This window comes from Chitinophaga terrae (ex Kim and Jung 2007) (assembly GCF_900107795.1).
GTDB lineage: Bacteria > Bacteroidota > Bacteroidia > Chitinophagales > Chitinophagaceae > Chitinophaga > Chitinophaga terrae.
In genome coordinates, this window is the sequence record NZ_FNRL01000003.1 from 254,128 (window position 1) to 279,466 (window position 25,339).

21 protein-coding genes are annotated in these 25,339 nt (G+C 46.9%); 9 read left to right on the forward strand and 12 right to left on the reverse strand.

The window, feature by feature from the left end; all coding sequences use genetic code 11:
• Window positions 1–61 precede the first annotated feature (61 nt).
• Together BLV62_RS04945 and xrtN are read left to right on the forward strand one after the other, a co-directional pair.
• Entirely contained in the window at window positions 62–2,536 is a 2,475-nt protein-coding gene (locus tag BLV62_RS04945; RefSeq protein WP_089759288.1) for an XrtN system VIT domain-containing protein, read from the forward strand.
• Entirely contained in the window at window positions 2,530–3,837 is a 1,308-nt protein-coding gene (gene xrtN, locus BLV62_RS04950; protein ID WP_168927737.1) for an exosortase N, read from the forward strand. The genes BLV62_RS04945 and xrtN overlap by 7 nt, the downstream gene beginning before the upstream one ends.
• On the opposite strand, the gene BLV62_RS04955 is transcribed toward xrtN, so the two are convergent.
• On the reverse strand, window positions 3,827–4,243 hold the full coding sequence (locus BLV62_RS04955; protein ID WP_225889511.1) for a hypothetical protein: 417 nt from the start codon (window positions 4,241–4,243) through the stop codon (window positions 3,827–3,829). The two genes, xrtN and BLV62_RS04955, sit on opposite strands and share 11 nt — an antisense overlap.
• 87 nt (window positions 4,244–4,330) lie before the next feature.
• Here BLV62_RS04955 and BLV62_RS04960 point away from each other — a divergent pair, with 87 nt between their 5' ends.
• The 3 genes from BLV62_RS04960 to BLV62_RS04970 all read left to right on the forward strand — a co-directional run bounded on the left by BLV62_RS04960 (window position 4,331) and on the right by BLV62_RS04970 (window position 7,113).
• Entirely contained in the window at window positions 4,331–5,149 is an 819-nt protein-coding gene (locus BLV62_RS04960) for an alpha/beta hydrolase (RefSeq protein ID WP_139169934.1), read from the forward strand.
• A gap of 42 nt (window positions 5,150–5,191) precedes the next feature.
• Window positions 5,192–5,959 carry a porin family protein gene (locus BLV62_RS04965; protein ID WP_089759295.1) on the forward strand — a complete coding sequence of 256 codons (768 nt, stop codon included), beginning with the start codon at window positions 5,192–5,194 and terminating at the stop codon, window positions 5,957–5,959.
• A 284-nt stretch (window positions 5,960–6,243) separates the two neighbouring features.
• Window positions 6,244–7,113 (forward strand): aldose 1-epimerase family protein, encoded by an 870-nt coding sequence (locus tag BLV62_RS04970; RefSeq protein ID WP_089759298.1) that lies wholly within the window; start codon window positions 6,244–6,246, stop codon window positions 7,111–7,113.
• Between the two features lie 73 nt (window positions 7,114–7,186).
• Here the strand turns inward: BLV62_RS04970 and BLV62_RS04975 are convergent, their stop codons facing one another.
• The 6 genes from BLV62_RS04975 to BLV62_RS05000 all read right to left on the reverse strand — a co-directional run bounded on the left by BLV62_RS04975 (window position 7,187) and on the right by BLV62_RS05000 (window position 15,039).
• Window positions 7,187–7,702, reverse strand: coding sequence for an outer membrane beta-barrel protein (locus BLV62_RS04975; protein WP_089759299.1), 516 nt, complete (start codon window positions 7,700–7,702; stop codon window positions 7,187–7,189).
• Window positions 7,703–7,769: 67 nt separating this feature from the next.
• Window positions 7,770–10,868: an efflux RND transporter permease subunit gene (locus BLV62_RS04980; protein ID WP_089759301.1), complete on the reverse strand. Its 3,099-nt coding sequence runs from the start codon at window positions 10,866–10,868 to the stop codon at window positions 7,770–7,772.
• A gap of 11 nt (window positions 10,869–10,879) precedes the next feature.
• Entirely contained in the window at window positions 10,880–11,917 is a 1,038-nt protein-coding gene (locus BLV62_RS04985; protein ID WP_211117666.1) for an efflux RND transporter periplasmic adaptor subunit, read from the reverse strand.
• 9 nt (window positions 11,918–11,926) lie between these two features.
• Entirely contained in the window at window positions 11,927–13,288 is a 1,362-nt protein-coding gene (locus BLV62_RS04990; RefSeq protein WP_089759306.1) for a TolC family protein, read from the reverse strand.
• 105 nt (window positions 13,289–13,393) lie between these two features.
• Window positions 13,394–14,011 (reverse strand): TetR/AcrR family transcriptional regulator, encoded by a 618-nt coding sequence (locus BLV62_RS04995; protein ID WP_089759308.1) that lies wholly within the window; start codon window positions 14,009–14,011, stop codon window positions 13,394–13,396.
• 74 nt (window positions 14,012–14,085) lie between these two features.
• Window positions 14,086–15,039, reverse strand: coding sequence for a Dyp-type peroxidase (locus BLV62_RS05000; RefSeq protein ID WP_089759418.1), 954 nt, complete (start codon window positions 15,037–15,039; stop codon window positions 14,086–14,088).
• Between the two features lie 134 nt (window positions 15,040–15,173).
• On the opposite strand from BLV62_RS05000, the gene BLV62_RS05005 reads away from it, so the two are divergent.
• Window positions 15,174–16,088 carry a bestrophin family protein gene (locus BLV62_RS05005; protein ID WP_089759420.1) on the forward strand — a complete coding sequence of 305 codons (915 nt, stop codon included), beginning with the start codon at window positions 15,174–15,176 and terminating at the stop codon, window positions 16,086–16,088.
• Here the strand turns inward: BLV62_RS05005 and BLV62_RS05010 are convergent, their stop codons facing one another.
• Together BLV62_RS05010 and BLV62_RS05015 are read right to left on the reverse strand one after the other, a co-directional pair.
• Complete coding sequence (locus BLV62_RS05010; RefSeq protein WP_089759310.1) at window positions 16,089–16,943, reverse strand: hypothetical protein; 855 nt, start codon at window positions 16,941–16,943, stop codon at window positions 16,089–16,091.
• 18 nt (window positions 16,944–16,961) lie between these two features.
• Window positions 16,962–17,762, reverse strand: coding sequence for an alpha/beta fold hydrolase (locus BLV62_RS05015; protein WP_089759312.1), 801 nt, complete (start codon window positions 17,760–17,762; stop codon window positions 16,962–16,964).
• Window positions 17,763–17,953: 191 nt separating this feature from the next.
• On the opposite strand from BLV62_RS05015, the gene BLV62_RS05020 reads away from it, so the two are divergent.
• Complete coding sequence (locus BLV62_RS05020) at window positions 17,954–18,613, forward strand: HAD family hydrolase (protein WP_089759422.1); 660 nt, start codon at window positions 17,954–17,956, stop codon at window positions 18,611–18,613.
• A 64-nt stretch (window positions 18,614–18,677) separates the two neighbouring features.
• Window positions 18,678–19,382 carry an NUDIX hydrolase gene (locus tag BLV62_RS05025; RefSeq protein WP_089759314.1) on the forward strand — a complete coding sequence of 235 codons (705 nt, stop codon included), beginning with the start codon at window positions 18,678–18,680 and terminating at the stop codon, window positions 19,380–19,382.
• Window positions 19,383–19,394: 12 nt separating this feature from the next.
• Here the strand turns inward: BLV62_RS05025 and BLV62_RS05030 are convergent, their stop codons facing one another.
• From BLV62_RS05030 to queG, 3 genes are all read right to left on the reverse strand, one after another.
• Complete coding sequence (locus tag BLV62_RS05030; protein ID WP_089759316.1) at window positions 19,395–21,218, reverse strand: alkaline phosphatase; 1,824 nt, start codon at window positions 21,216–21,218, stop codon at window positions 19,395–19,397.
• Between the two features lie 85 nt (window positions 21,219–21,303).
• Window positions 21,304–21,849, reverse strand: a complete 546-nt coding sequence (locus BLV62_RS05035) for an RBBP9/YdeN family alpha/beta hydrolase (protein WP_089759318.1) — start codon at window positions 21,847–21,849, stop codon at window positions 21,304–21,306.
• Window positions 21,850–22,287: 438 nt separating this feature from the next.
• A complete protein-coding gene (queG, locus tag BLV62_RS05040) occupies window positions 22,288–23,214 on the reverse strand; it encodes a tRNA epoxyqueuosine(34) reductase QueG (RefSeq protein WP_089759320.1) in 927 nt (308 codons plus the stop codon).
• Between the two features lie 193 nt (window positions 23,215–23,407).
• On the opposite strand from queG, the gene BLV62_RS05045 reads away from it, so the two are divergent.
• Window positions 23,408–25,339 carry a transglutaminase domain-containing protein gene (locus BLV62_RS05045; protein WP_168927738.1) on the forward strand — a complete coding sequence of 644 codons (1,932 nt, stop codon included), beginning with the start codon at window positions 23,408–23,410 and terminating at the stop codon, window positions 25,337–25,339.

The following is a 25,339-nucleotide window of genomic DNA, read 5'->3' on the forward strand; positions in this document are numbered from 1 at the left end:
TTACACTTTGTATTGCAAAGTGCTTTTTATTTTATAGGTTTGCGTTGTAAATATCCCTGAAATGGAAAAATCCCCTTTAAAAAAATTACCGCTGATAGCGGGAGCGGTATTGTTAACCATCATGACAGGCTTGCTGGGCATCTTCGTTTTTTCCAACGAACAAAGAAGCGAAGCAGTACTGGTTAACCACTTTATAATCCTGTTATATGCCGTACTACTGCTATTGGCAAGAATATTCAAAAAGAACAGCCAACCGCGGGCAACTTTATCGATCCTGCTGGTTATGCTGGTAATAGACGCCTACTCGCTTAATTTCCAGTTTGATGTCTTTTCTCCCATGGCTGTTTGGTTTGGCGTGTCAATAGTGTTGCTCTGTTTAAATATCCTGGCTGTATCGTTCATTGAACGGTTCCCTGAATGGTTGAAATGCTTACTGGCATTCACCAGCGGCGTATCGTTCCTCGTTCCCCTGATGCCGGCGTTGACCATGGGTTTTGTATACCTTGCAGGGGTAGTGGGATTGATAGTTATCGGAATGGGCATTGTAGCATTTGCTCCCTTACTGCTCCTTCTTCATAACTCCTTAATAGCTTACAGGCTCTTTTTACCGGTGAAAAGATACAGGTACTTCTTTTTCTCCGGTCTTTCTATTGTAACCATATATGCAATGGTTTACTGTATAACCTACGCCACTTCCCTGAATCATTTCGAAAGGCTGTACAAGCAATCTACAGCGCCAGGCAGCGATGAACAACCCGCCTGGATCAATGTTGCCCAGCAACTGGAACTTACTCCCATGATGAACCGCATCCTGAGAACAAGGATCACGCTGGATGCCTTTGGTGATTTCGCCGATATGGGCAACAGGTCATTTGACGACAACGCGCATTATGATCCGTTGTTCGTTCTGGCAACCGGCCTGTTCTCTACAACAATAGTTGAGGAAACAGACCGCCTGAATATCCTTGGCGTATTGGCCGATAAACGCCATTATGCCGAGGAGAGATTGTGGGATGGAGATTACCTGCGAACCGCCAGTGTGAACACCCGGGCGCAGGTATGGCCATCTAACCACATCGCCTATACGGAGCATACAATTGTTGTAGAAAATACCAATCCCCACCGCTGGACTACTTCCGAAGAGGCAATCTATACTTTTCACCTGCCGGAAGGAGCAACCGTAACAGCTTTATCTCTCTGGATCGGCGATCGCGAAGAAAAAGGTATCCTTACCACCAGGGATAAAGCAATGGCTGCTTACAGGGATGTAGTGGGCGTACAACGCCGCGATCCATCCATCGTTCAATGGAGGGAAGGCGACCGTGTATCCGTTCGCGTTTTCCCGGTAACACAAGACGCTCCAAGGAAATTTAAAATTGGCATCACGGCTCCTTTGCAGGCAGGCGATCGCCAGTTAACGTATCAACCCGGCTGGTTTGAAGGGCCTGCCGGTAATTCCGCCAGTTATGATGTAAAGCTGCAGTTTGAAGACAAACCAATAAACATCGTATATCCCAACGGGTTTTACCTGGCTAAAGATAATATAGTTGGCAACATAGGCAGGTATAGCGACGACTGGAAAGTAACCTTTGCCGATCCCGGCTTAACCAACAGCGCTTTCCGGTTCGATAACACCCGCTATACTTTGCAACCCTACAAACCAGCTATCTCGGTGCTCGATCCTGATACTTTATACCTGGACATCAACCGCCACTGGCCCTATAAAGACTACCTGCAACTGGTAACAACCCTAAGGTCTAAAAAACTTTATGTATACAAGGATCAGAAATGGATCTCTGTCAATCCCTCCAATGCCAGACAGGTATTTGAAGAAAGGCAGCAACTGCGGTTTTCCCTTTTCCCCTTCCACCGGGTGCCGGCAGGCAACAATACGCTGGTGATCACGGCGGGAGGGAAGAGCGGACCGTTTTTAAGCGACCTGTCGTTCGATTCTTTCTCTGCTTCCTTAAATCAATACCTGCAATCTCATCACCCTGTTGTGTTCAATATAGGCGATACGGTTTCTCCCTTTATCGGGTCTTTAAGCGCCGCCAAACAGATCACTTTGCAAAAAGGAGAATTGTCGTCACTGGTTACGCAACTTCAGCGACGCACTTTTTCCCTACCGGTAAAAGCGCAGGATAGAATTGATATTCCAGCCGCCGGGATCAGCATTGTACAGGCTCCGGACAGCGGCGCTACCCGGGGCCCCGATCATCTTGCCAGGCTGTTTGCCTATCACTGGCTGCTGGAAGCCAGCGCCAGGCAACCGGCAGATACAAACAAGCTAATGGACGTTGCCGCCAAAGGATATGTGGTATCTCCTGTTTCCAGTTTACTGGTGCTGGAAACACAGGCCGACTATGATAAGCATAAGATCGCGAACAACGAGATCGGGTTGCAGAATGCTGCGCTGAAAGGGCATGGATCTGTTCCCGAACCTCACGAATGGGCCCTGTTTATACTGGCGGTAAGCATACTTGCCTATGTCAGGTATGGAAAATTATTTTTTGGCAGGAAGAAGACAGCATGTTAAAAAATTATCCGCATATCATCCGTAGCGTTTTACTGGCAGTAATAGGTATTATAGCTTGTTTTACTTTACATGCATACCTGAACTGGAAAAGTCCTGTCTTCCTGCTGGCAATACTGGCGATCGCCGCTGCCTGGCAAACAACGCCGACCCGGAAACCGCTGCTCCGTTGCGTATGTTTATCGCTGGTCTGCTGGGTGATCTATTGGCGGCTGCCTGTATATACCGTATGCTATTTCGGGCTTCTGTTTGCTGCGGGATCTGTGATAGAATCCGGGGGCCGGCGCATATCTATCCTTACCTTCCTGGCGGCTTTCCTGGCAGCGCCGGTATTCGGCTATTTTGCCAATGTTTTTACTTTTCCTATCCGTTTATGGTTTAGTACTGTGGTAGGCAAGAGCATCGCTATCTTTTCGCCGGCTGTCAAAACCCAGGGGAATGTGATCCTGCTGAACAATAACGAATTCAGTGTAGATGCCGCCTGTATGGGTCTTAACATGATGATCACTTCTCTTTTATGCGGTATTATACTGATAGCGATCTTCCAGAAACGGTTTAACAAACGCCTCTCCCTGGGTTGGGTAACGGTGTTATTAACATTGATCGTCCTGCTTAACATCTTTTCCAATCTTTTCAGGATGGTGGTGCTGGTATTGATGGCCATACCGCCTGAAAACCCCGCCCATGAACTGGTAGGGATCTGCGCCCTCCTGATCTATGTATTACTTCCTGCTTATTTGCTAAGCAAGTGGATAGTTAAGCGGTATGGTAAACTGCAACCCGATGAGGAACCAGTTGTTAATGCACATCATGGTTCCCTGTTTTTGCCGTTGGCATTGGTGCTGGGAGTTAGTTGGATAGTAAATACGCACAGGCAGAAATCCATAGCGCCTGAAAACGTAGGCATATTGCCGGGTACCGTGGCTACCAGGCTAGACGACCAGGTTATCAGGCAAACGGCCCAAGACCTGTTGTTGTATATCAAACCCATTCCTTCCTTCTATTTTTCAGATCATCAGCCTATGATCTGCTGGAAAGGAAGTGGGTATGAATTTTCGAAAGTGGAAGAAACAGAACTGGATGGAAACATGGTTTTCCAGGCGGTTTTAAAGAAGCCAGGATCTACCTTGTATACCGCCTGGTGGTACGAAAGCAATAAGAGGCGCAGCACCAGCCAGCTCGACTGGCGTTGGGATGCGCTGCGCAACGGCAGCCGTTATTACCTGGTGAATGTAACAGTCGGCGCCCCCGGCGCCCTGAAAACCCGGATCCACGAAGTCATGAAAGCCCGTCTTATTCACTGATCACTTCCGTTGTTTCTTTATGCCGCGGCTGCCAGTAAATATAATACCAGGCAAGGATCAGGATACCCGTAAAGAATGGGATCAGCGACAGGTGTTTATAGGTAATATCTCCATATACCACCATTGCGTCGAAATGGAAAAATTCACTGATCATCCAGTAAGAGTTGGCGGTGATCCAAACCGTGATGGCAACATTGTGGCAAAGCTCCGACATAAACTGCCGGGTTCTCCAGGCAATGACAATAGAGATGATCAGCGTAGGGAAGATCATCGCCACGCCTAGTGGTTTCCATATCATACACCAGCTGATATCTTTCAGCAGCCAGAACACAATATGAAGATTCTCCATTCTCCGGTAGCTGAGGGGAATGCTGTAAACCGGCGAAGCCGGATCTTGTTTGCTCATGTGTAAGGATTGGTTATTTTTATCTTCCTGAAAAAACAGGGCATAAAGATATTCTTTATTGTCATTTCCTGCACTAAAACTCCAGGTATGAAAGATTTTTACTGGTCTTATGAGCAAACCAGGTTCCATGGCGCCAGTTGGGTTCCTGCAAAATTCAACAGGGTAATGATCATCGTTCATGGAATAGGAGAGCATATAGGACGCTACGAACATGTAGCCGCCTTTTTTGAACAGCAGGGCTTTGCTGTGATAGGGATCGATCATTACGGGCATGGAAAAAGCGATGGTAAAAAAGGGGCGTCCAGGGGCTATGAATGGACGTTTGCATATCTTTCCGCCTTCCTGGACCATGTCAAAGCTACCTATCATCTTCCCGTTGTCATGTATGGGCACAGCATGGGCGGCGGTATACTGATGAGTTTTCTCCTGAAACGCCAGCCTGATATACAGGCTGCCGTAGTTTCCGCTCCTGCTTTGATCGTTGCCCGGAACCCCGGGGCAGTACTCCGCAGTACATTGAAATTACTCAGCAGCTTGTCTCCCAATCTCAGGATCAACCAGGGACTCGACATCAACAAGATCTCCCACGATCAGGCTGCCATCACGAAATTTGCGAATGATCCTTTACGACATGATAAGCTGAGTCTCCGGCTGGCCAATGATATGATACAGTATGGAAGATGGAGTATTGAACATGCCGCCGAACTGAAGATTCCTACACTTTTAATACATGGCACCGCCGATGCTTTTACAGCCATAGAAGGCTCCCGCAGCTTTGCTGCCAAAGCGCCCGAACAATGGCTTACATACAAGGAATGGGAACGGATGTATCACGAATTACATAACGAACCGGAAGGCAGGGAAGTACTGTCATTTATTGCCGGGTGGCTAAGTAATGTTAATTAATGATTACATTTATGCTTTCTATTTAACAACTATTCATTAGTTATGAAAATCCAACATTCCTTTAAATGGCTTATGCCAGTTGTTGTCGCATTCTGCGGACTCCAGGCTAATGCACAACAGATCGACCTCGGTGCAAGAGGCGGTATCAGTATTCCCAACCTTTCTGCCGGCGGTAAAGAAAGCAATCCTTTAAACGAGGGGTATAAATCCCGTTTAGGGCCTGAATTCGGCATCTTTGGCGAATATCATTTCAGCAAATTATTCTCCATACAGGCCCAGGTAAACTTCTCAGGACAAGGAGGTAAAAAAGAAGGGCTGCAGGCCATGCCTGCCGATCCCCGTATGGCGTCGCAATTGCCTCCGGGTACTTTATATACCTACGCCAACTTCAAAAGCGAAGCGAAGTTCAATTACCTGATGGTACCTATCCTGGCTAAATTCGGTTGGAACCTGGGCAAGTCGCCTTTCCGCCTCTACGTTGATGCAGGACCGTTCGTAGGCTTCCTGCTCAGCGCTAAACAGGTTGTTACCGGTACCAGCCCTGTTTACCTCGATCCGCAAGGCCAGACGCAAATTCTTCCGGCCACGCCATTGGATGCAGATGTAGACATCAAAAATCAGCTTAACAAAGTGAACGTAGGTATCAGCGGTAACGTTGGCGTAGCGTACCAATTCGGTCGCAGCTCCATCTTTATCGAAGGTGGCGGCAACTACGGTTTCCTGAACATCCAGAAAGGTTCTGCCAACGGTAAGAACAACATCGGTGCAGGTACAGTGGTGCTGGGTTATGGCTTCCGCATCAGGCAGTGATGGCACGCAGAGACGCAGAGGAAGGCAAAGAGGCAAAGGATTTTTTTTAAGAAAATAAGAAGCGAAGGACTTTTTTAAGAAAATAAGCAGCGAAGGTTTTTTGTAAGAAATAAGAAACAAAGGATTTTTGTAAGGAGAGCAAAAGGCAAGAATATATAAATACATTCTTTGTTCCTTCCCTCCTTAATACCTTAATAAATTTCTTCGCTTCTTATTTTCTTAAAAAAAATCCTTTGCCTCTTTGCCTTCCTTTGTTTCTTTGCGTGAAAAAAAAACTTCTTCTCATGATACAAATAGCTAACGAAAAACTTACAGTCCAGGTGGCTGAGCAGGGCGCTGAATTGCAAAGTATCCGCCGGAATGATCTGAACCTCGAATATCTCTGGAGCGGCGATCCCGCGTTCTGGGGGAAGAAAAGCCCGGTGCTGTTCCCGATAGTAGGAGGGTTGAAACAAAACGCCTATCAATACAAAGGGCAGACCTATAAGCTGGGCCGGCATGGTTTTGCAAGGGAGCAGTTGTTTACCGTGGTACAGCAAGACGGGCAGTCGGCTACCTTCCAGCTGGCAGACAGCGCTGCGTCTCATGAAGTATACCCGTTCAGGTTTAAGTTCAATGTTACTTACCGCCTGGATGGAAATACATTGAAGGTAACTTATCGTGTAGAGAATACCGATACCAACGTAATGTTGTTTTCAGTAGGCGCACACCCGGCGTTTAAAGTGCCGCTTGCAGAAGGTACCAGTTATGAGGACTATTATCTTTCTTTCAATAAAGAAGAAAACGCCGGTATCTGGCCTTTATCGGCAGAAGGACAGGTAGAGCTTACGCCTGTACCTTTCCTGGCGCATACCAGCGATTTGCCATTGAAGAAATCTCTCTTTTATAAAGATGCGTTGGTGTTTAAGTCGCTGGCTTCAACCGCCATCAGCATCCGGAGTAAAAAGACGCCGCACGGCCTTACCGTTAGTTACGAAGGATTCCCTTATATGGGTATATGGGCGGCAAAAGATGCCGATTTCGTTTGTATTGAACCCTGGTGCGGGATTGCCGATAGCGTGAATGCCAGCGGTAACCTGGAGGAGAAGGAGGGGATCAATCAACTGGCGCCGGGTGAAGTACTGGAGAAAACCTGGACGGTAGAATTATTCTGAGTGTTTGTCAAAAATAGGCGGGCCGGCCAGAAACAACGTTCTGACCGGCCCTTTTAAATTTAAGAAGTAGTAATTAGAAATTATAACCCGCTTTCAGCCCGAAGAAGCCATGAGTTTTATCATGGAACCAGGCTTCATATTTTGCTTCCACATCAAGGCCCAGTAAACGGATACCGATACCAGGAGCCACTAACGCGCCTACCCCGTTGTTATAGTCGCCGGTAAAATTGGCGGTACCGCCTTCTACTTTAACATACAACAGTGAAATAAGATTGTATCTCAAACCTAAACGGATCGGGATCACGTTAGCGCTTTTAACGTCGTAGTTGCCTGTTGGCGTAGAAACGGTTTTGCCCGGGAAACGGAAGTAGCTTACAGAACCTACAGCAGTAAGACCTGCAACCAACTTGAGATCGGCGCCCAGACCAATACCATAACCTGTATTATGAGTATCACCGAAATCGCCTGTCGGAAAGCCTACTTCAACGAAAGGACCAATACTAAACCTTTTCAATTGTGCTTGCGCTGATTGGTTGATAACGCAAAGGAGCAACAACATACTTACAAACGGCAGTAAGATTTTTTTCATAGAATTCAATTTTTCAGAGGATTGGAGTTTCTCGAATCAGCCCTAAAAATACGGAACTATTACGAAATTATATAAGCGCCGGCTCATTTATCTTCCTTTTCTCCTCATGTCCTACAACCTTAACCTGTTCAATAGCAGGCGGGATCAATTGGTAAACTACGGGCGTTACCACACGCGACAAAAGAGTACTGCTGATCAATCCCCCGATCAACACAATAGCCAGTGGTGCGATCAATGGGTTGGTAGAGATAGCGATCGGTATTAACCCTCCAATGGCCGTTAACGAAGTGAGCACAATTGGAAGGAACCTTACCTCGCCGGCTTCCCTGATCGCTTCCGCTATCGGTTTGCCCTGCATGCGCAACTGGTTGGTAAAGTCTACCAGCAGGATGGTATTCTTTACTTCAATCCCTGCCAGTGCAATCAGCCCGATAATAGCCACGAAAGATAAACTGTTGCCTGTCATCCATAAGGCTATGACAGCTCCCACAATTCCCAGCGGGATGACTGATAAAACGATGAGCATGCTTTTAAAGGTTTTAAACTGCAGGATCAACGCGGCAATGAAAAGGAATACAGTAACGATGATCACCGTCATAAATCCGCCGAACGAATTCTTTTTACTTTCAACTTCTCCGCCCATTTCGTAAGAATATCCTGCAGGCAACGCCGTGGCATCCATTTGTTTCACTACGTTTTCAATTACCTTATCTGTAAGGTATCCTTTCCGGATAAACGCAGTTACAGCCGCCACCCTGTTCTTTTCCTGGTGCCTGATGGTTAAAGGCGATGTTTCCAGCTTCAGCTGGGCAACCTGCGATAAAGGGATGGCAGCTCCCTGCTGGTTGTTTACATACAATGAATTGAATACATCCATGGTTGGCTTACCGGTTTTCTGTTTTGTAAGCAGGATATCGTAATCATTATCATTCTTATCGTTATACTGCCCCAGGTTGATGCCTGCAATGGCCAGCCGTACTACCCGGTCTATGTTCACCGTTGGGATACCCAGCTGTTGCGCTTTCTCCCGGTCTATTTCTACCCGGATGTCGGATTTTAACTGGTCGATGGGGTTGTTGATATAGATAGTACCCGGTGTTTTTTCCAGCATCTTCTGTACCCTCGCAGCCAATGTACGGAGCGTGTCCAGGTTGTCGCCGAATATCCGTACTTCCACAGGCGCCGTTACCGGCGGCCCCTGTTCAAAGTTCTTAACCTCGATCCTGGCGCCGGGATAAGGGGTCCATTTACCTCTCAGCTTTTCTATCAGTTGCATTTTCTGTGCAGTGGTAGTATGCTTATCAAGCTGCACAAATAACTGGGCGTAATCGCTTCTCTCGTTTTCCTGGACCTCATTGTAGTAGATCCTGGGGTTTCCTTTACCGATATTGCTTGCAAAGGAAGCAACGCGTGGTTCTTTCTTCAGCTCTTTCTCGATCTGCTCCACGATCTTATTCGTATAGGCCAGGTTGCTCTGCGGCGGCGTGAAAATATTGATGAGGAACTGCGGTTTTTCTGAAGCAGGAAACAGGCTGAAACCAATCACCTTAAATAAACCAAGCGACCCAACGAAAATCGCCAGCGCTACCAGCAGGCTTAACACCGGTCTTTGCAACGCTTTGTCCAACAACCGTGCATAGCTTCCGTGTATCAGCTTTTTCAGGAAACGCATAAACATATTGCCGTCGGGATGCCCTGTATGTTCTTTCAGTAAACGGCTGGAAAGGAATGGGATGATCGTAAGGGAAATAGCCATGGATGCCAGTACGCTGAATATTACTGCCAACGGCAAACTGCGTATGAAGTCGCCGCTCCCTTCAGGCATAAATACCAGCGGCATAAATGCAATGATAAGAGAAGCCGTACAACCAATTACAGCCATACCTATCTGGCTCGTCGCTTTCAGGGTTGCGTCCATCCTGCTGTATCCTTCCAGCATCCATCTTTCAATATTTTCTACCACTACAATACTGTCATCTACCAATAACCCCAACGCCACTACCAAACCTACAATACTGAGCTGGTTCAGGTTATAACCGAACATATGAAGCAACACAATGCCCAGCGATAAGGATAACGGGATAGAGATCATTACGATCAGGGAAGGGCGTTGACCCAGGGGCAGCAGTGTGAGCGCTACCAGCAATATGGCGATCAGGAAATCTTTACCCAGCCCGCTAAGCCGGCTGTTCACCGCATCCGCCTGGTCGAAGTATTGCACCATGTCTATATTGGCTGGCAGCGTTTTCCTGAATTTTTCCAGTACCGGTTTATACTGTTCCTGCGTTTTAGTGATGTTTTCTCCCGTTTTCTGCGCTGCCGAAACCACTACGCTTCTATGGCCATTCAGCCGTACAAAATATTTCTCGTCTTCAAAGCCATAGTAAATGGTGGCAATGTCTTTCAGCAGAATATTTTTGCCGTTAGGCGCAGCTACAATGGTATTGCCAATTTCATCGATATGCTGGTAATTGCCGCTGGTTTTGATGTTGAAAGATTTGTCGCCTGCTTCTATGCTTCCACCGGGGATATTCGCCATTTCACTTTGTACGGCATTCATGATAGCGCCCAGTGGCAAATGAAGCTGCGCCATTTTATCCAGCGCCAGTTCAATCCGCACCTGCTGATCAGGCAATCCATGGATCTCAACCTTTTTTAGCGCCGGAACTTTTTCCAATTCATCCTGCAGGTTATCGGCATACTTTTTCAACTGGTCCCTGGACGCGTTTTCTGATATCAGCGCTACCTGCAAGACGTTTACATCTGAAGGCTCCTGTTTCTTTACGTCTATGCTGTAAATATCAGCAGGCAGGTCTTTACGTTTATTATTGACTTCTCTTACCAGCTCCTGGTATTTCTGGTCTACGTCCGAACTGTATTTATATTCTACCCGTATCACGGCCACGCCATCGTTAATCGTGGTACGTACATGTTTGATATCATCCAGCCCGTAGATCTCTTTTTCCAGCGGATCTACTACCAGGTCTTCCATGTCTTTGGGACTGGTACCCGGGTATAATACAACCACGGTGTATTGCGGGGATCTCATTTCCGGATCTTCAGACCTGGGCATGGTCAGGATAGTGGTCACGCCCAGTACAATGATCATTATAAATATTACAAGGGTGAACTGGTAGTTCTTTACCGCGTATTTGGCTATTTTCATGACTGCAGCGTTTAAGGAATGATGCGGATAAGTGATTGATCTTTCAGGTAAGCGCTTCCTGATACTATTAAGTTGCTGGCCTTTTCCATACCGCCGCTGATCAATACCTCGTCTTTTTCCATACCAGCAATAGTAACCGGGATACGTTGCGCTGTTTTCCTGTCGTTGGTGATGAAAACGGCGCCTGTAGTGCCATCTCCGTCTAACAGCGCGCTGTAGGGAATGCGCCATACTGCGGCATGTGCCTGGCCGCTGGTTTTGATAGTGCATTTTCCAAACATTCCTGTTGCAATGGCAGCAACGCCTGGATTGTTTAGCTGTATATCCGTCAGGAAAGTACCGCTGGCGGGATCAATACCTTCTGCCTTCCTGCTGACCCTTGCTGCCAGTACCTGGTTCCCGGCTTCTATAGTAGCGCTGTCGCCATTTTTAACCAATGCCCATTCCTTATCGCTTAAGCCTACACGCAGCAGCCATTTGGCGTTGGATGCGCCGTTGGTTTGCAGCACCGGCGTGCCGGAGGTGATGGTTTGACCGCTGTTAGCCAGTTTATGCAACACGTACCCGTCTTTGGGTGCGCGGATCTCTGAATGTGTTCTGTTGAACCGGGTTGCATTTAGCTGCTGTTTGGCCAGGTCCAGTGCCGTTTTGCTGTTTTCCAGTTGTTCTTTCGTAGATACGCTGTCGTTATACAGGCGTAATGTTCTTTCATAATCCCGCTGCGCCTTTTCTACGGTCAGCTGGTCGCGTTGCAACTGTGCATTGATCTCTGTAGGATCTAATGTTGCCAGCAGTTGCCCGGCCCTGATCTTGTCGCCTTCTTTCACATATATCTGGCTGATGATACCATTGGTTTTGAAGGAGAGATACACTTCATCGTCTGTAGTGAATTGGCCTGATGCCTGTACGACGCCATTTACCGCTTGCTGCCCCAGCGAGATAACACGAACAGGAATGGTATCGGTAGGCTGGGAATTATTTTCAGGAGTTGGCTGGCCGCAGGCGGCAAGAACGACAGCCAGTGAACCAAGGAGATAAGTATTTTTCATGTTGATGGATTATTGATGTTCAGAAATATCATACGCTGCCTGGGTGCGCTCTACATTTGCATAGGCGGTTTGTACAGCAGCAAGGGCCATGGTATGTTTAAGTTGAGATTGTGTTAACTGGTTTTGTGCATCCAGCAGCTCCAGGTAGAGGAGTTGTCCTTCTTTGTAGACTTTCAGCTGGTCCCTGTAATATTTTTCCGAAAATGATAGCTGGCTTTTGGCTGCAGCCAGGTTGGCGATGGCTGTCTGGTAGTCCTGGATGCTTTGATAGAGCTGCAGTTGCAGGGCGTCGGCAGTTTTATCTGCATCATTTTTTACCTGCAATACCTGGTTGTTAGCCTGCTGTATCCGATATTTCTGTTTGTTGGAAGAGAAGATGTTCCATTCCAGGTTCACGCCAAACAGGTAATACCTGGTATCCCTGTTAAAGGCGGCAAACGTGCCCTGAGAGCCGAGGTCGATAAAGGTATTGAGCTTGGGCACCAGGTAGGAGCGTTGCATTTTTTCGTTTAACTGCAATGCTTTGGTAGCGCTTTTATATTGCTGTAATTCTTCCCGTCCGCTGATGTCGTTGCCGGGAAGGTAAGCCCGGGTATTAAGCAGGGTGCTGTCGAGTTGTATATCTGCGTCGAGCTCCCTGTTAAGCAGGAAATTGAAATAGGCTTTGGCGTTACGACGATTGTTCTCCGCCTGGTTGATATCTGCGGTGATCTTTTCCTGTTCCGTTTTAGCCCTGTATAAAGCTGTGTTGTTCCGGATGCCGTTGCGGACCATGCTTTCATTGATCCGGATGTTTTCATTGATCAGCAGCATAGCGTTCCGGTAGATGTCGACAGATTGATACGCCTGGTAATACTGGAAATAAGCGGTTTTAATGTCTTTTACCAATTCCCTTTTATAAACGTTCAGCGCTGCCTGTTGCTGGGAGATCTGTTCCTGTTTTATTTTCTGGTTGTAATAGATCTCTGCGTTAATGAGCGGGAGAGAGGCTCTCACTTTGGCGTCGTAGAAGTTGTCGGGATTCAGTTGTACAGATACGTTGTCGAGCGATTTGAACTGGTGGCTGTTGGTGAGTTGATTAAGACTGTTATACACAGGATTCATAATATCGCCAATGGGAAAGTCGATGGTTCGCCCGCCTTTTGATTTCGTGTAACTACCCAGAACGGCAACGTTGGGTCCGAAGAGGCTTTTTGCTTCCTGCAGGGCGAGCATAGACTGTGTCAGTTCAAATTGCTGCGATTTCAATCCTTTGTTATTGTGAAATGCCTGCTGTATGTAGTCGTCTAATACGTTGCGTTGTGCAAAGGAAGTGATGCTGACGGCCAGCGAGGCGGTTAACATTGATCCTTTTTTGACGAGTGTGTACATAGTGAACGGTGTTTATTGATCTTCAAAAAAATAAGCCACAGTGGCTTGTTGTAATCATTGTTGATATACTTAACGGTGTTTATTTGCATTGTTAAAAAAAAGCCCTCAGGCTTTAATTAATTGCAGGTATTCTTTTACCGCCCGCCGTATCACATCCGGCATTTCTTCTTCGGTATACCCCGTAGCTTTCTGACAACGACCCCGAAGCTGCAAACTGACAAACCCGTGAGCGAATGCCCACATCGACAAAGCCGCCAGCGCAGGATCGTTTTGCCGGATCAGCTTCTTCTCTACACACTCAGATACTAAATTCACTAATGCATTATAAGAATCATCGCCTCCTTTCCATTTTTCTTCCTCCGCGATGGCGTTCATTGGCGCTTTAATAATAAACATCAGGTCGTAAAGTTCAGGGTTCTTCCAGGCAAAGTCCAGGTATGCGTAGGCTAATTGCTCCAGGCGTTCAAACGGATCGCTGCTGGTCACCTGTTCAGCAAAAGCTTTGTAAAGACTATCAAAGGCCTCCGTTTGTACATCATACAACAGTTGGTCTTTATCCTTGTAATAAAGATAGATAGTAGCAGGACTGTATTCAATTTTATCGGCAATGTTCCTGATGGATACTTTCTCATATCCTTGTTCTACGAACATGCGGACAGCAACGTCTACAATCTTCCTGCGCATTTCTGCTTTCTCCCGCTCTTTTCTTTCTACTATTCCCAATGTTATAATTTATTTACAGTGCAAATATACTAAACAGTGTTTAGTTTCCAAATTTATTTTCGAAAACGGGGTAGTTATCCCCCGAACGAATCCAGCAATCCTGTAGACGGAACAAAGAACAAACCCCCGGTAGTAGCCTTGCTGAAATCCAGTATACGATCGTAATTGCCCGGAGGATTACCGATGAACATATTCGTCAGCATTTTTTCAACAGTGCTGAAAGTACTTGCATAGCAGATGAAATATGTGCCCATTTCATTGGAAGCTACGCTGCCAAATGGCATGTTATCGCGCACCACTTTCAGGTCGTCGCCGATATTTGCCAGCGCGATATGCGAGTTTTTAGGTTTTATATCGTCGCTCATTTCAATGTCCCGGTCCTTCGACCTGCCTATCACTTTCTCCTGTTCTTCTACCGTGAGCGACTTCCATGCATCCAGGTCGTGGATGTATTTCTGAACGAAAAGATAACTGCCTCCTTTATAAAGTGGGTCCTGGTCGTCGATGACGGCAAAATAAGTTCTGTCGGCGCCGTGAGGGTTTTCTGTTCCATCCACGAACCCCAGGATCGAGCGGCTATCCCAGTACCTGAAGCCATGTACTTCTACTACGCAATCTGCAACGCTGTTCATCATTTCTGAAATGACGGCAGCCATATCATAAGCCAGGCTTTTAACATCTGAACGGATATGAAAATGCAGGTCGCCCTTTGTGGATACAGAGGTATGTTTATCGCCTTTTATTGCCTCAAAATTTTTGAGCTCTTTTGGAAGCGGTTGCGGTAAATCCAATTTCAACCAGGCCTCGTAACCAATGCCCATTACGCAACTGGCCTTCGAGTCGGGAAACCTGTCGAGCGCTGAATTATTCAGGTTAATGACTAAAGCGCAAACCCGCTGGAATACGGATTTCAATTGTTCTGCTGCCGTGTTTTCCCGGAAGTTCCAAACCAGGAAGTAGGTATTGTTATTGGGATAATCCGTGACGTTTTGCGGAGTGTTTGTTGCAGGTGCGTTGGTTGTTGCCATATCAGTGTTCCTAAGTAATATAGTCCAAATGTAATTAATGGTTCTGATATCTTGAGGCATTTATTTTTCTGCATGTGAATAGTAACAAATTTGAGTAATTTTAGTGTGCTCCCTGCATACGGGGCATGAGAAATATGATAGTAAGGAAAAAGGAACATTGGTTCAAAATGCTTTTTGTATGGAGGGGTTCTGTGTTACCGGCATTGTTACCGAGGTTAGGTCTGTTATTCACCGTTGCCTTGTTGGTAACCTACTTTCATGGTGTTGTTCTCTCCTTTAAGGTACCTCTTAACCCGGTACCGCTTACTATGTTTGGTTTTGTGTTAGCCTTATTCCTTGGTTTCCGGAATAGTGCAAGCTATGAAAGGTTCTGGGAAGGACGTAAACTCTGGGGCGCCTTGCTCAACATCCACAGGGCTTTGACGAGGCAAATGCTCACCCTTGGCAATGCGGCAGGCGAAGCGGAGAAAGAAAGGTTCATTCACCTGCAGATCGCATCCTTATACGCTTTAAAACACCAGTTAAGGAGAACAGACGCCACGCAGGACATGGAGAAATACCTGCAGGGCGAAGACCTGGAAGCAGTACGCGAGGCTAAATATAAGTTTGCCGTGTTAACAAAACGAATGGCCGGATGGGTAGCAGCCGCGAAGGAGCAGGGAAGGATCGATTCTATTCAACAGTCCCTTTTTGACACAAACTTCGACAGGTTGTACGACGTAGAAGGAGGATGCGAGCGGATTACATCCACACCTATCCCTTACAGTTACAGCGTTTTGCTGCATCGTACGGTTTACATTTATTGCCTCATGTTGCCGTTCGGGTTAGTGGACAACCTGGGTTGGTTCACACCTTTTATAGTCGTTTTTATCGCTTATACGTTTGTGGCTTTTGAAGCGATTGCCGACGAAATAGAAGAGCCATTTGGGGTTGAATCTAATGATCTTGCGCTCAACAGTATGTGTAAAACAATAGAAGAAACTGTACTTGAATTAAGTGGAGGCCGTGTTCCGCAAGGTCAGGCGGAAGACAGGTATGTGATCGACTGATCAACCGCCGATAGGCTGCTTTTTCTCGAACACCCATAACCGGCCGGAGATCTGCGGCATCTGGACAGGCAGGTAAGATACCAGCAGGGTTTCATCAGGAAAATGCCATTCCCAGTCGCGGGTTACATCTACTTTCGAAAACACTTCTATAGCTTTCTTATATATTTCCTCTTTATTCAACGCCCGTTCCCTCAGGTGCGTCATGGCATCGGAGATCACCGCCGTCAGCTGATCGCCCGGCGTAGCCAGGTGCAACAGCTGCGCCGCTTCTTCATTGATCCAGCCGCTGCGCCCATCGTTATTGATAAATACCAGGGCATGTGGTACCCGGTGAAGGATTGCCCCATACCTGACAGCTATTTTCCGGAAGTAATTCAGCTGTCTTGTCTGTTCCAATATCTCCCTGAGCCGCACACTGATGGTTTCCATACAAACTTTGAAGTCCTCGTTGAATTTCAGCGGATGTTCCCAGCCGATCAGTAATATGCCGTCAGTGGTTATGGTAGTAACAGGCAACATAACAACAGCATGGATATGCTTCAGGATATTTGTCAACCCATGGCCTGCTTCCGGGATCTCTTCCCAGAAAACAACACGGGACCCCTGGCTTTTAATAACCCTTTGCAAAGAAGCAGAGGTAATGGTGAATTCGTTATAGCTCTCCGGCAAGGCGCCGCGCACCCTGGCCGTATCTTCATCTACAAACTCGATATGCAATATCAAACTGGCATCGGTAGCCTGTTTAACATGCCGGAGGCTGTTCGACAGGATAACCGGCGCAGGATTGTTCCTGTCCAGGTAACTGGTTTGATTGACAAAATCGAGCGCTTTACGAATCCAGTTATTCTGGGGCATGATGCTTTTTTAATACGATCAGATAAATGATTGGATGGCTGCAATAACCTCCTGAGGCGCAGAGATCTGCGGGAAATGCCCTTCTGTATGCACTTTAACCAGCCTGCTGTCGGAGATGTGCCGGTGTATGTATTCGCCCACTACCGGGGGTACCGCAACATCATTTTCTGTTTGCAGGATCAATGTTGGGATCTTGAGTTTGGGAAGTTCTGCCCGATGGTCGAGATAAAATATAGCCCTGGCTATAATGATGGCCATATCTTCCCTGATCTTTCCCAGGTTATAGGCGAATTCTTCTGCCAGCTCGGGCCTGTCTTCATTCCGCATAGCCAGCTTCGAAAATCCCGCCGCCCAGGCGTAGTAGTTAGCCTCCATGGCTTCGAATAAACTGTTGAGGGTAGGAACATCAAAACCGCCTATATAGGAAGTGGCCGGATCGTTCAGGTACCGGGGACTGGCGCCTACCAGCACCATTTTCTGGAACAGTTCCGGGTAATGGGTATAGGTGAGCATGCCTGTTATTCCGCTGACCGAATGACCCACATAGATAATGTTGTTAAGTTCCAGCGCTGTAATAATTTCTGCCAGGTCTGCTGCAAAACCGTTGATGGTTTCGTAACGTTTAGGACTAAACGCATTACTGTCCGACTTCCCGACGCTTACATTGTCGAAAGTTACGATCTGGTAGTCGTTTTCAAACGCCGGTATGACCTCTTTGAAAGAGGTCTGGTCAAGTCCGAATCCCGCATTGAAAACGATACAAGATGGGGCGTCGAGGTTTCCGGTCACATGGATATTGTTGCGTTCTATGATGTCCATAATGTTCTTTTAGAGATAAACAAAGGGTTAGGATATGTTATCATTTGTTTAGCTACCGGTTCAAATATAAGGATTTCGGCAGGTTTTAATGGCTACAGCCGGTTATTTATTAATTGTTGCATAAACAGTTAAAACACGGTCCTGCACGGTGTCATATGGCTTTATCGCTGCAAATGTTTAATTTTGGCGCCATGAAAGGAAAATACAAAGCGTTCCTGTTCGATATGAACGGAACGATGATCAACGACATGGAATTCCATCTTGAAGGTTGGTATAATATGCTTCAAACGCTGGGAGCTTCATTATCCAGGGAACAGGTAAGAGGGCATATGTATGGTAAGAATGAAGAACTGCTGGTACGGGTCTTCGGGAAAGATCATTTCACGCTGGAAGAAATGATGGACATTGCCCATAGAAAAGAGGTATTGTACCAGGAAGCATTCAGACCACACCTGGCCCTTATAGAAGGCCTCCCTGCTTTTCTCAGCAAAGCCAGGGAACAACAGATCCCTATGGCAATAGGCACCGCCGCCAACCAGTTTAATATCGATTTTGTATTGGACAACCTGCATATCCGCGACTATTTCCAAGCAGTGATCAGTGCTGAAGATGTAGTGATGAGCAAACCTGATCCGGAAGTGTTCCTTAAATGCGCCGCTGCCTTAAACGCAGACCCTGTTTCCTGTCTTGTATTTGAGGATGCGCCAAAAGGAGTGGAGGCAGCCCGGAATGCCGGGATGAAAGCCGTAGTATTAACTACCATGCATACACGGGAAGAATTTGCAGCTTACGACAATATCGAAGCCTTTGTCAGTGATTATACTGATCCGGTGTTGCAACACTTATTTTAGCAGGTATATATTTTCTAATATCAGGCAGGAAACATAAATTGCCGCCTTATATAAATTTTTCTGTATGACTCGTTACTCTGGGCAATCGAGAATGCTCGTGGCGGTTGACTGTATTATTTTCGGTTTCGATGGCGAAAAACTGAAACTGTTGTTGATCAAGCGTGGATTTGAGCCACAAAAGAACAAGTGGAGCCTCATGGGTGGATTCGTACAACCGGGCGAAGGCCTGGAAGCCGCTGCCGCCCGCATTTTGCATAAATTGACTGGCCTCGAAGGCGTATATATGGAACAGTTGTTCGCATTCGGGGAGCCGGAACGCGATCCTGTTGAAAGAACTATCTCTGTCACCTATTTTGCACTGATAGATATCAACCAGTATGTACAACAGCTGACAGACGAATACAAGGCGGAGTGGGTAGATCTCGACAGCCTGCCAGACCTCATCTTCGACCATATGGAAATGGTGAATATGGCTAAAGAGAAGTTAAGGTACAAGGCAGCAATTCACCCGATCTTGTTTGAACTGCTGCCAAGTAAATTTACTATTCCCCAGTTGCAACTGCTGTACGAGGGCGTTTATGATGTGACGTTCGATAAAAGGAACTTCAGCCGCAAAGTCCTGTCTACCGGTTTGCTGATCAAACAAAAGGATAAGGAAAGATTGAGTTCCAAACGCGGCGCCTTCTATTATAAACTTGATAAAAGAAAATACAACGCCAAGTTCAACGCATTCCTCAATTTTGTAACCGATCCCGGCAACCTGAGGTGATCCTTTTATTTACTATTTACCGTAACAGCTAAGTATTTTCTTAAATATCTCGTTGTTCTCATACACGCCCCTGAACAACTGTGAATTAGGTCCATAGGCGAAAACCATCACGGGGATGCCTGTATGATCGTTGGTGGCAAAGTGGCCGCGCAGCCAGCCCTGGGAGATGTCTCCATCCATCAACGCCAGTCCGCTGGTTTCATGATCTGCAGTTACAATAACAGTGGTCTGTTTGTCTTTATCCGCAAACTTCAATGCCTCGCCTATGGCTTCATCAAAGTCCAGCATCTCCCTTACCAGGTAGTCCAGGTCGTTGAAATGCCCGCCATTATCGATCCTGGAACCTTCTACCATCAGGAAAAAGCCATTGCCTTTGCTCAACTGTTGAAGCGCTTTCTGTAAAGCCTGTTTCAGGTAAGCGCCTCTGCCGTCTCTCATGCTGGTCACCACTTTATCAGAGAGGATAACCAGGGTACGTCCCTTCTGATCAACCGGCCAGTTATCCAGGTTATCGTAGATCGCCACACCGGATTTGCTCAGGCTATCTTTCAGGTCATGGTCCAGTTGCTCTTTCCCGCCGCCAACAGCCAGTTGCAATTTGCTCTGTAAAAGCTGGTGTGCAAGGGTGTATACGCTATCCCTGCTCCTGGTATGCCCATAGAAAGAGGCTGGCGTGGCGCCGGTAATTTCTTCCGTAACAATCACCCCGCTACGGATACCTTTAGGCGCAAGCAGTTCCGGGATCAGCGGTGCTGCCACATAAGTATTGTCCAGCCCTATCACTCCATTATGCGTTTTGTTGCCGCTGCTGAGGGCAGTGCCGCCGGCAGCCGAGTCTGTATGATAGTTGTCTGTTGACTGGGTTTTGGAAAGACCCAGTTGTTTCATCATAAACAAATTAAGAGCTCCCTTATTTGCCGTGTAACCTGCAAACTGTTGTGCAAGCCCGGTTCCATCGCCTATCAGCAGGATAACGTTTTTGCTTTTTACGCTGGTAGCGTCGCTTGCATACGTAGGCGTATATACGTTATGGGTGGGCAGATTACCAGCGGTAGTACGTTTGGTGTTCTGCATCACATCGTAGAGGTCTGTCGGGTAGTCGGTGCCAATCCAGTCGGCTCCCAGGTCCATCAGTTTATAATAACAGGTCTTTACAGAGGGGGCGCCCCAGAAACGGAACGGATATCCTTTCTGGTGAACTTTATCAATCACCGCTGTAACCTTGCTGAGATCTTCCGGCGTCATGGCGCCTTTGCCGCTCCATTTACTGTAGTCGCCAAAACTGACACTGATCATGGCTACCCGGTCTTTCAGCGAAGCGGGATAGGTACTGTCTGGCCGCCCATCGAAATAGAAGATGCGGTCATATTGCTCCCATTGCGCCTGTGGGGGCAGGTTTCCTGAAATTACCAGCTTAACGGCTGATGGATTGGCCGCTCTGTCGAAATACTGCCTGTAAGGCTTCAACAAGGCTTGTAATGCCTGCAAGGTAGCCGGGCCTTCTGTTTTCAGGTCTATCAGCAATTGCAGGGGACTGTTGTCTGAATACGGTTTGCCATAGAGCGCAAATTGCCTGAGCACAGGCTGCAGGTACATCGCATCAAAAGTTCTGAATGGTTGTATATCTTTTTCGTCGTGCGCCACATACAACACGCCGTTTTTAAGATGTACATCTGCTTCGATTGATCCAAAATGTAAAGACGCTGCCGCATAAAATGGAGTAGCTCTCTCGTAATCGTTGTGCGAATGAGCCTGCGCCATAGTATACTGCTTCATTTGTGCATTTGCACTGCCAACCGCCAAGAGGGCAGACACTAAGGGAAAAATTTTCTTCATTGTTTACCAAAAATTAAAGAAGGATGCGAAGGTAGTAAGTATATGATGGCTAGAAATAACAGGGAGTTTACTTTTATGTTAAGCGTTAGAGCGTGGGCCAGTTATGTACGAGTTCCTGTAACAGGTGCTGCCCTTCTCTCCATTCGCCCAACCCCGATTCACTGTTGATATGTCCTTTTGCGCCTACGTTCACAAACCGGCCGCCCCATTGAGATGCAAACCAGACAGCTCTTTCCAGTTGGCAATACGGGTCGTTGGTACTGGCTACCACGATACTTGCAAAAGGCAATTTAAGCAGGGGTATAGGTGCAAATCCCTTGGCGGCTTCGGGAAAGCCGGGACGTTCTGCATCTGCCGGCGCTACAAGCAACGCGCCACGGATCTTCAATTTCGTTTGTGCCGCCCAGTGAGCCAGTGTAACGCAACCCAGGCTATGGGCGGCGATCACTACCTGCGGCCCTGCGGCCGCCACATTTTCCTCCAATGTGGCTACCCACTCACTGCATACAGGCTGGTTCCAATCCGATTGCTCTACCCTCGCCACTCCAGGCAGGATGTTCTCCCATATGGTTTGCCAGTGAACTGGCCCAGAGCCGTTTAATCCCGGTAACGTTAGCACTTGAAGTTCCATGACAAAAATGAATTATGGGTAGGTAAGATAATAAAGAAAGGTCGAAAGAATTCGACCTTTATTGCTAAAATTCCACGTTATGGCACTCAGGTCCATAAAAATTTAAATAAGACTCACAGGCCGAACGCCTGGTAATATTGTATTTTAAGTTGTGTTAATACTGAATTTTTTTGACAGGAATCGATCGGTGAATACAGATTACTGGTATAAACAAACGCCTTAATAGCTATCCTATTAGTGCAAATGATTATGTGTTCTGGTCACTGTTCTGCTTTTAGCTTTACGATATCCTACCGGAAAATCAATACAAAAGTAGGGGAAGGAGGAAGGATTGTCAAGAAATCTGTGAACAATCTTTTAAAAAAGTTGCAAAATTCGCCTTTTTGCCTATAAATCCAGCTCAAGATAAGTTAAACGTCAGGTCGTCTGACATTTTTTTCAGGAGCCCCGGTTCATTTTCCAAAACCGCAGGTTTCGCCGTATCCCTGCATATTTACTGCGTTTGAGAGGCGAACGCCTGAACACTTCCTTAAAAGTCTCTTCCGTCATCTCTTCCCAATCGCTGGTACTGAAGTTCAGTATCTCCGGCAATGGGGTAAAAGCCGCTTCATTATGCGCTTTGGAAAAACGGTTCCAGGGACATACATCCTGGCAGGTATCGCATCCGAAAAACCAGTTGTCGAACTTCCCCTGCATCTGTTCAGGGATCAGCTGCTCCTTCAGTTCTATAGTGAAATAAGAAATGCAACGGCTCCCGTCTACAACGCCAGGCGCCACAATAGCGGAGGTAGGACAGGCGTCCAGGCACCTGCGGCAGGTACCGCAGAAGTCCGCTACCGGCCCGTCGTATTCCAGTTCCAGGTCTGTGATCAAAGTGGCTATGAAAAAGAAAGACCCGGCTTGTTTATGTATCAGGTTCCCGTTCTTTCCGATCCATCCCAGGCCGCTGCGCTGAGCCCAGGCCCTTTCCAGTACAGGGGCTGAATCTACAAAGCCCCGGCCCTGTACCTGTCCGAACTGCTCCTGCATCCTGGCGAGCATGGTCTTTAACCGCGCCCGGATCACTTCATGATAATCTTCCCCGTATGCATACTTGGAAACCTGGGGCGCATCTTCCCTTTGCCGCTCGCCGGGATAATAGTTAAAAAGCAGGGTGATCACCGATTTTGCTCCATCTACCAGCTTCCTTGGGTCTATCCGTTTATCGAAATGATTTTCCATGTACTGCATATTCCCGTGCATACCTTTATTCAGCCAGCTTTCCAGCCGGCGGGCATCATCGTCTAACTGCACGGCAGCCGCTATCCCGCAATAGTCAAATCCCAGTTGGGCCGCCAGTTGCTTTATGTACACAGTTGCATTCATCGCCGCAAAATTACATTTTATAACTTGATAAGCGTTTAACGGTTTTTTTCAGGGGCATTAGGTTATTTATATATCTTTACCCCCGATTAGAAATACCTATACTTGTTGTTTTATGACTCGCTATTTTGTTATCCTTTTCTGCCTGTCGATGTGTTTGTTGACTTCTACATCCTTCGCACAAATCGGAAGTAAAATGAAATTCGGGAAGGTATCCAAAGAAGAATTCGGAATGAATAAATTCCGCAATGATACCGGCGCCCATGCTATCGTGTTAACCGAGATCGGGAGCTCGTCCTTCGACAGCGAAGGGGATTGGTTCAAACTCGTTTACAAGGTACACCGTCGCATCCTCATCGTGGATAAGAACGGTTACGACGAAGCAAATATGGTTATTACCCTCTACCGCGGAGGGGAACAGGAAGAGAAACTGCTGAATTTAAAAGCTTCTACCTATAATTTGGAAAACGGTCAGGTAGTAGAAACAAAAATGGATGGTAAAAGCGTTTTCTCGGAGAAGATAGATAAGGAATATGTAAACAAACGTTTTACCATGCCTGCCGTTAAGGAAGGTTCTATCATTGAATACAGCTATACCGTTCATTCTCCTTTCTACCAGCGCCTCCGGCCCTGGAACTTCCAGGGCGAATACCCGAGGTTATGGAGTGAATACCAGGTAGCGATCCCTGAGTATTTTGATTACGTACAGATACAGCAGGGCTTTGAAAGTTTTGCAGTGAAGAAATCGGAGATCGTACGGCAGACATTTTCCTTTGTTGACCGTGGCGCCAGCGCCGGCGCTTCTTCCAGTACTTTCACCGCTACTCCAACAGTGGGTAAATTCACCTGGGCTTCGCAGGATGTACCGGCGATCCATCCGGAAAAATTCATTACCACTACGAGGAACTATGTAAACCGCATAGAGTTCCAGTTATCCGGTATCACCTTGCCGAATACCCCGCGTTCTTCCAAACAAAGTACCTGGGGTGAGCTGATGAAAAACCTGATGGAAGATAAGGACATGGGTAAGTACCTTACAGAGCCCAACTATTTCCTGGAAAGCATGGTTAACAGCCTGGTAAGTAATACCAGCTCCAACGAAGAAAAAGCCAGGAAGATCTACGATTGGGTGAGAGATAACATTACAAAAGTGGGAGATGACCAGATATGGACAAGCCAGTCGCTTAAAACCACTTTCAATTCAAAGAAAGGCAACATCACGGATATCAATATCCTGTTGGGCGCTATGCTCATAAAGGCCGGTCTCAACGCCGAAGCAATTGTACTAAGCACCCGGGATCATGGATATGTTTTCCAGCATTACCCTATCTATTCCCGTTTCAACTACACCATTATAGGGCTGACGTTAGACGACAGGTATGTGACCCTCGACGCTTCAGATCCGTTAATGGGTTTTGGCCGGTTGCCAATAGATTGCTACAACGGCGGGGCAAGAAAGGTGAATGCCTTCGGCGATCAGCTGATGTTAAGCGCAGATTCAATATTTGAACAGAGAACTACTTCAGTCTCCATCCTCGGTATGGAAAACGGCAAAATGAAAGGCATGAGATCCAGGAAATCCGGGTATTTCGAATCATTGGCCCTGCGCGAAAAAATAAAGGAGGAAGGAAAAGATAAATACCTGGAGTCGCTGAATAAGGCTAATAACGGCCTGGAGATCAACAACCTCGAATTCGATGGACTCGATAGCCTCGATAAGCAACTGATCGAAAGTTGCAATTTCGAATATGCTGTGGATAATCCTGATATTATCTACTTCACGCCGATGATGGACGAAGCGTACAAAAAGAACCCATTCATTGCAATGGAGCGTAAATTCCCTGTTGAGATGCCGTATGTATCCGACGAAGTATTTACCCTTAACTGGGCAATTCCCCAGGGGTATGAAGTAGACGAACTGCCTAAATCGGCCAGGGCTACGCTGAACGGGAACGACGGATATTTCGAATATATCCTGCAACAATCCGACGGCTATATCCAGTTCCGGTTCCGGCTGCAGTTGAAAAAAGCTAATTTCCTCCCGGAAGAATATGCGACATTAAGAGAATTTTTTGACCTGGTAGTAAAAAAACAAGCAGAACAAATTGTTCTTAAAAAGAAAAAATAG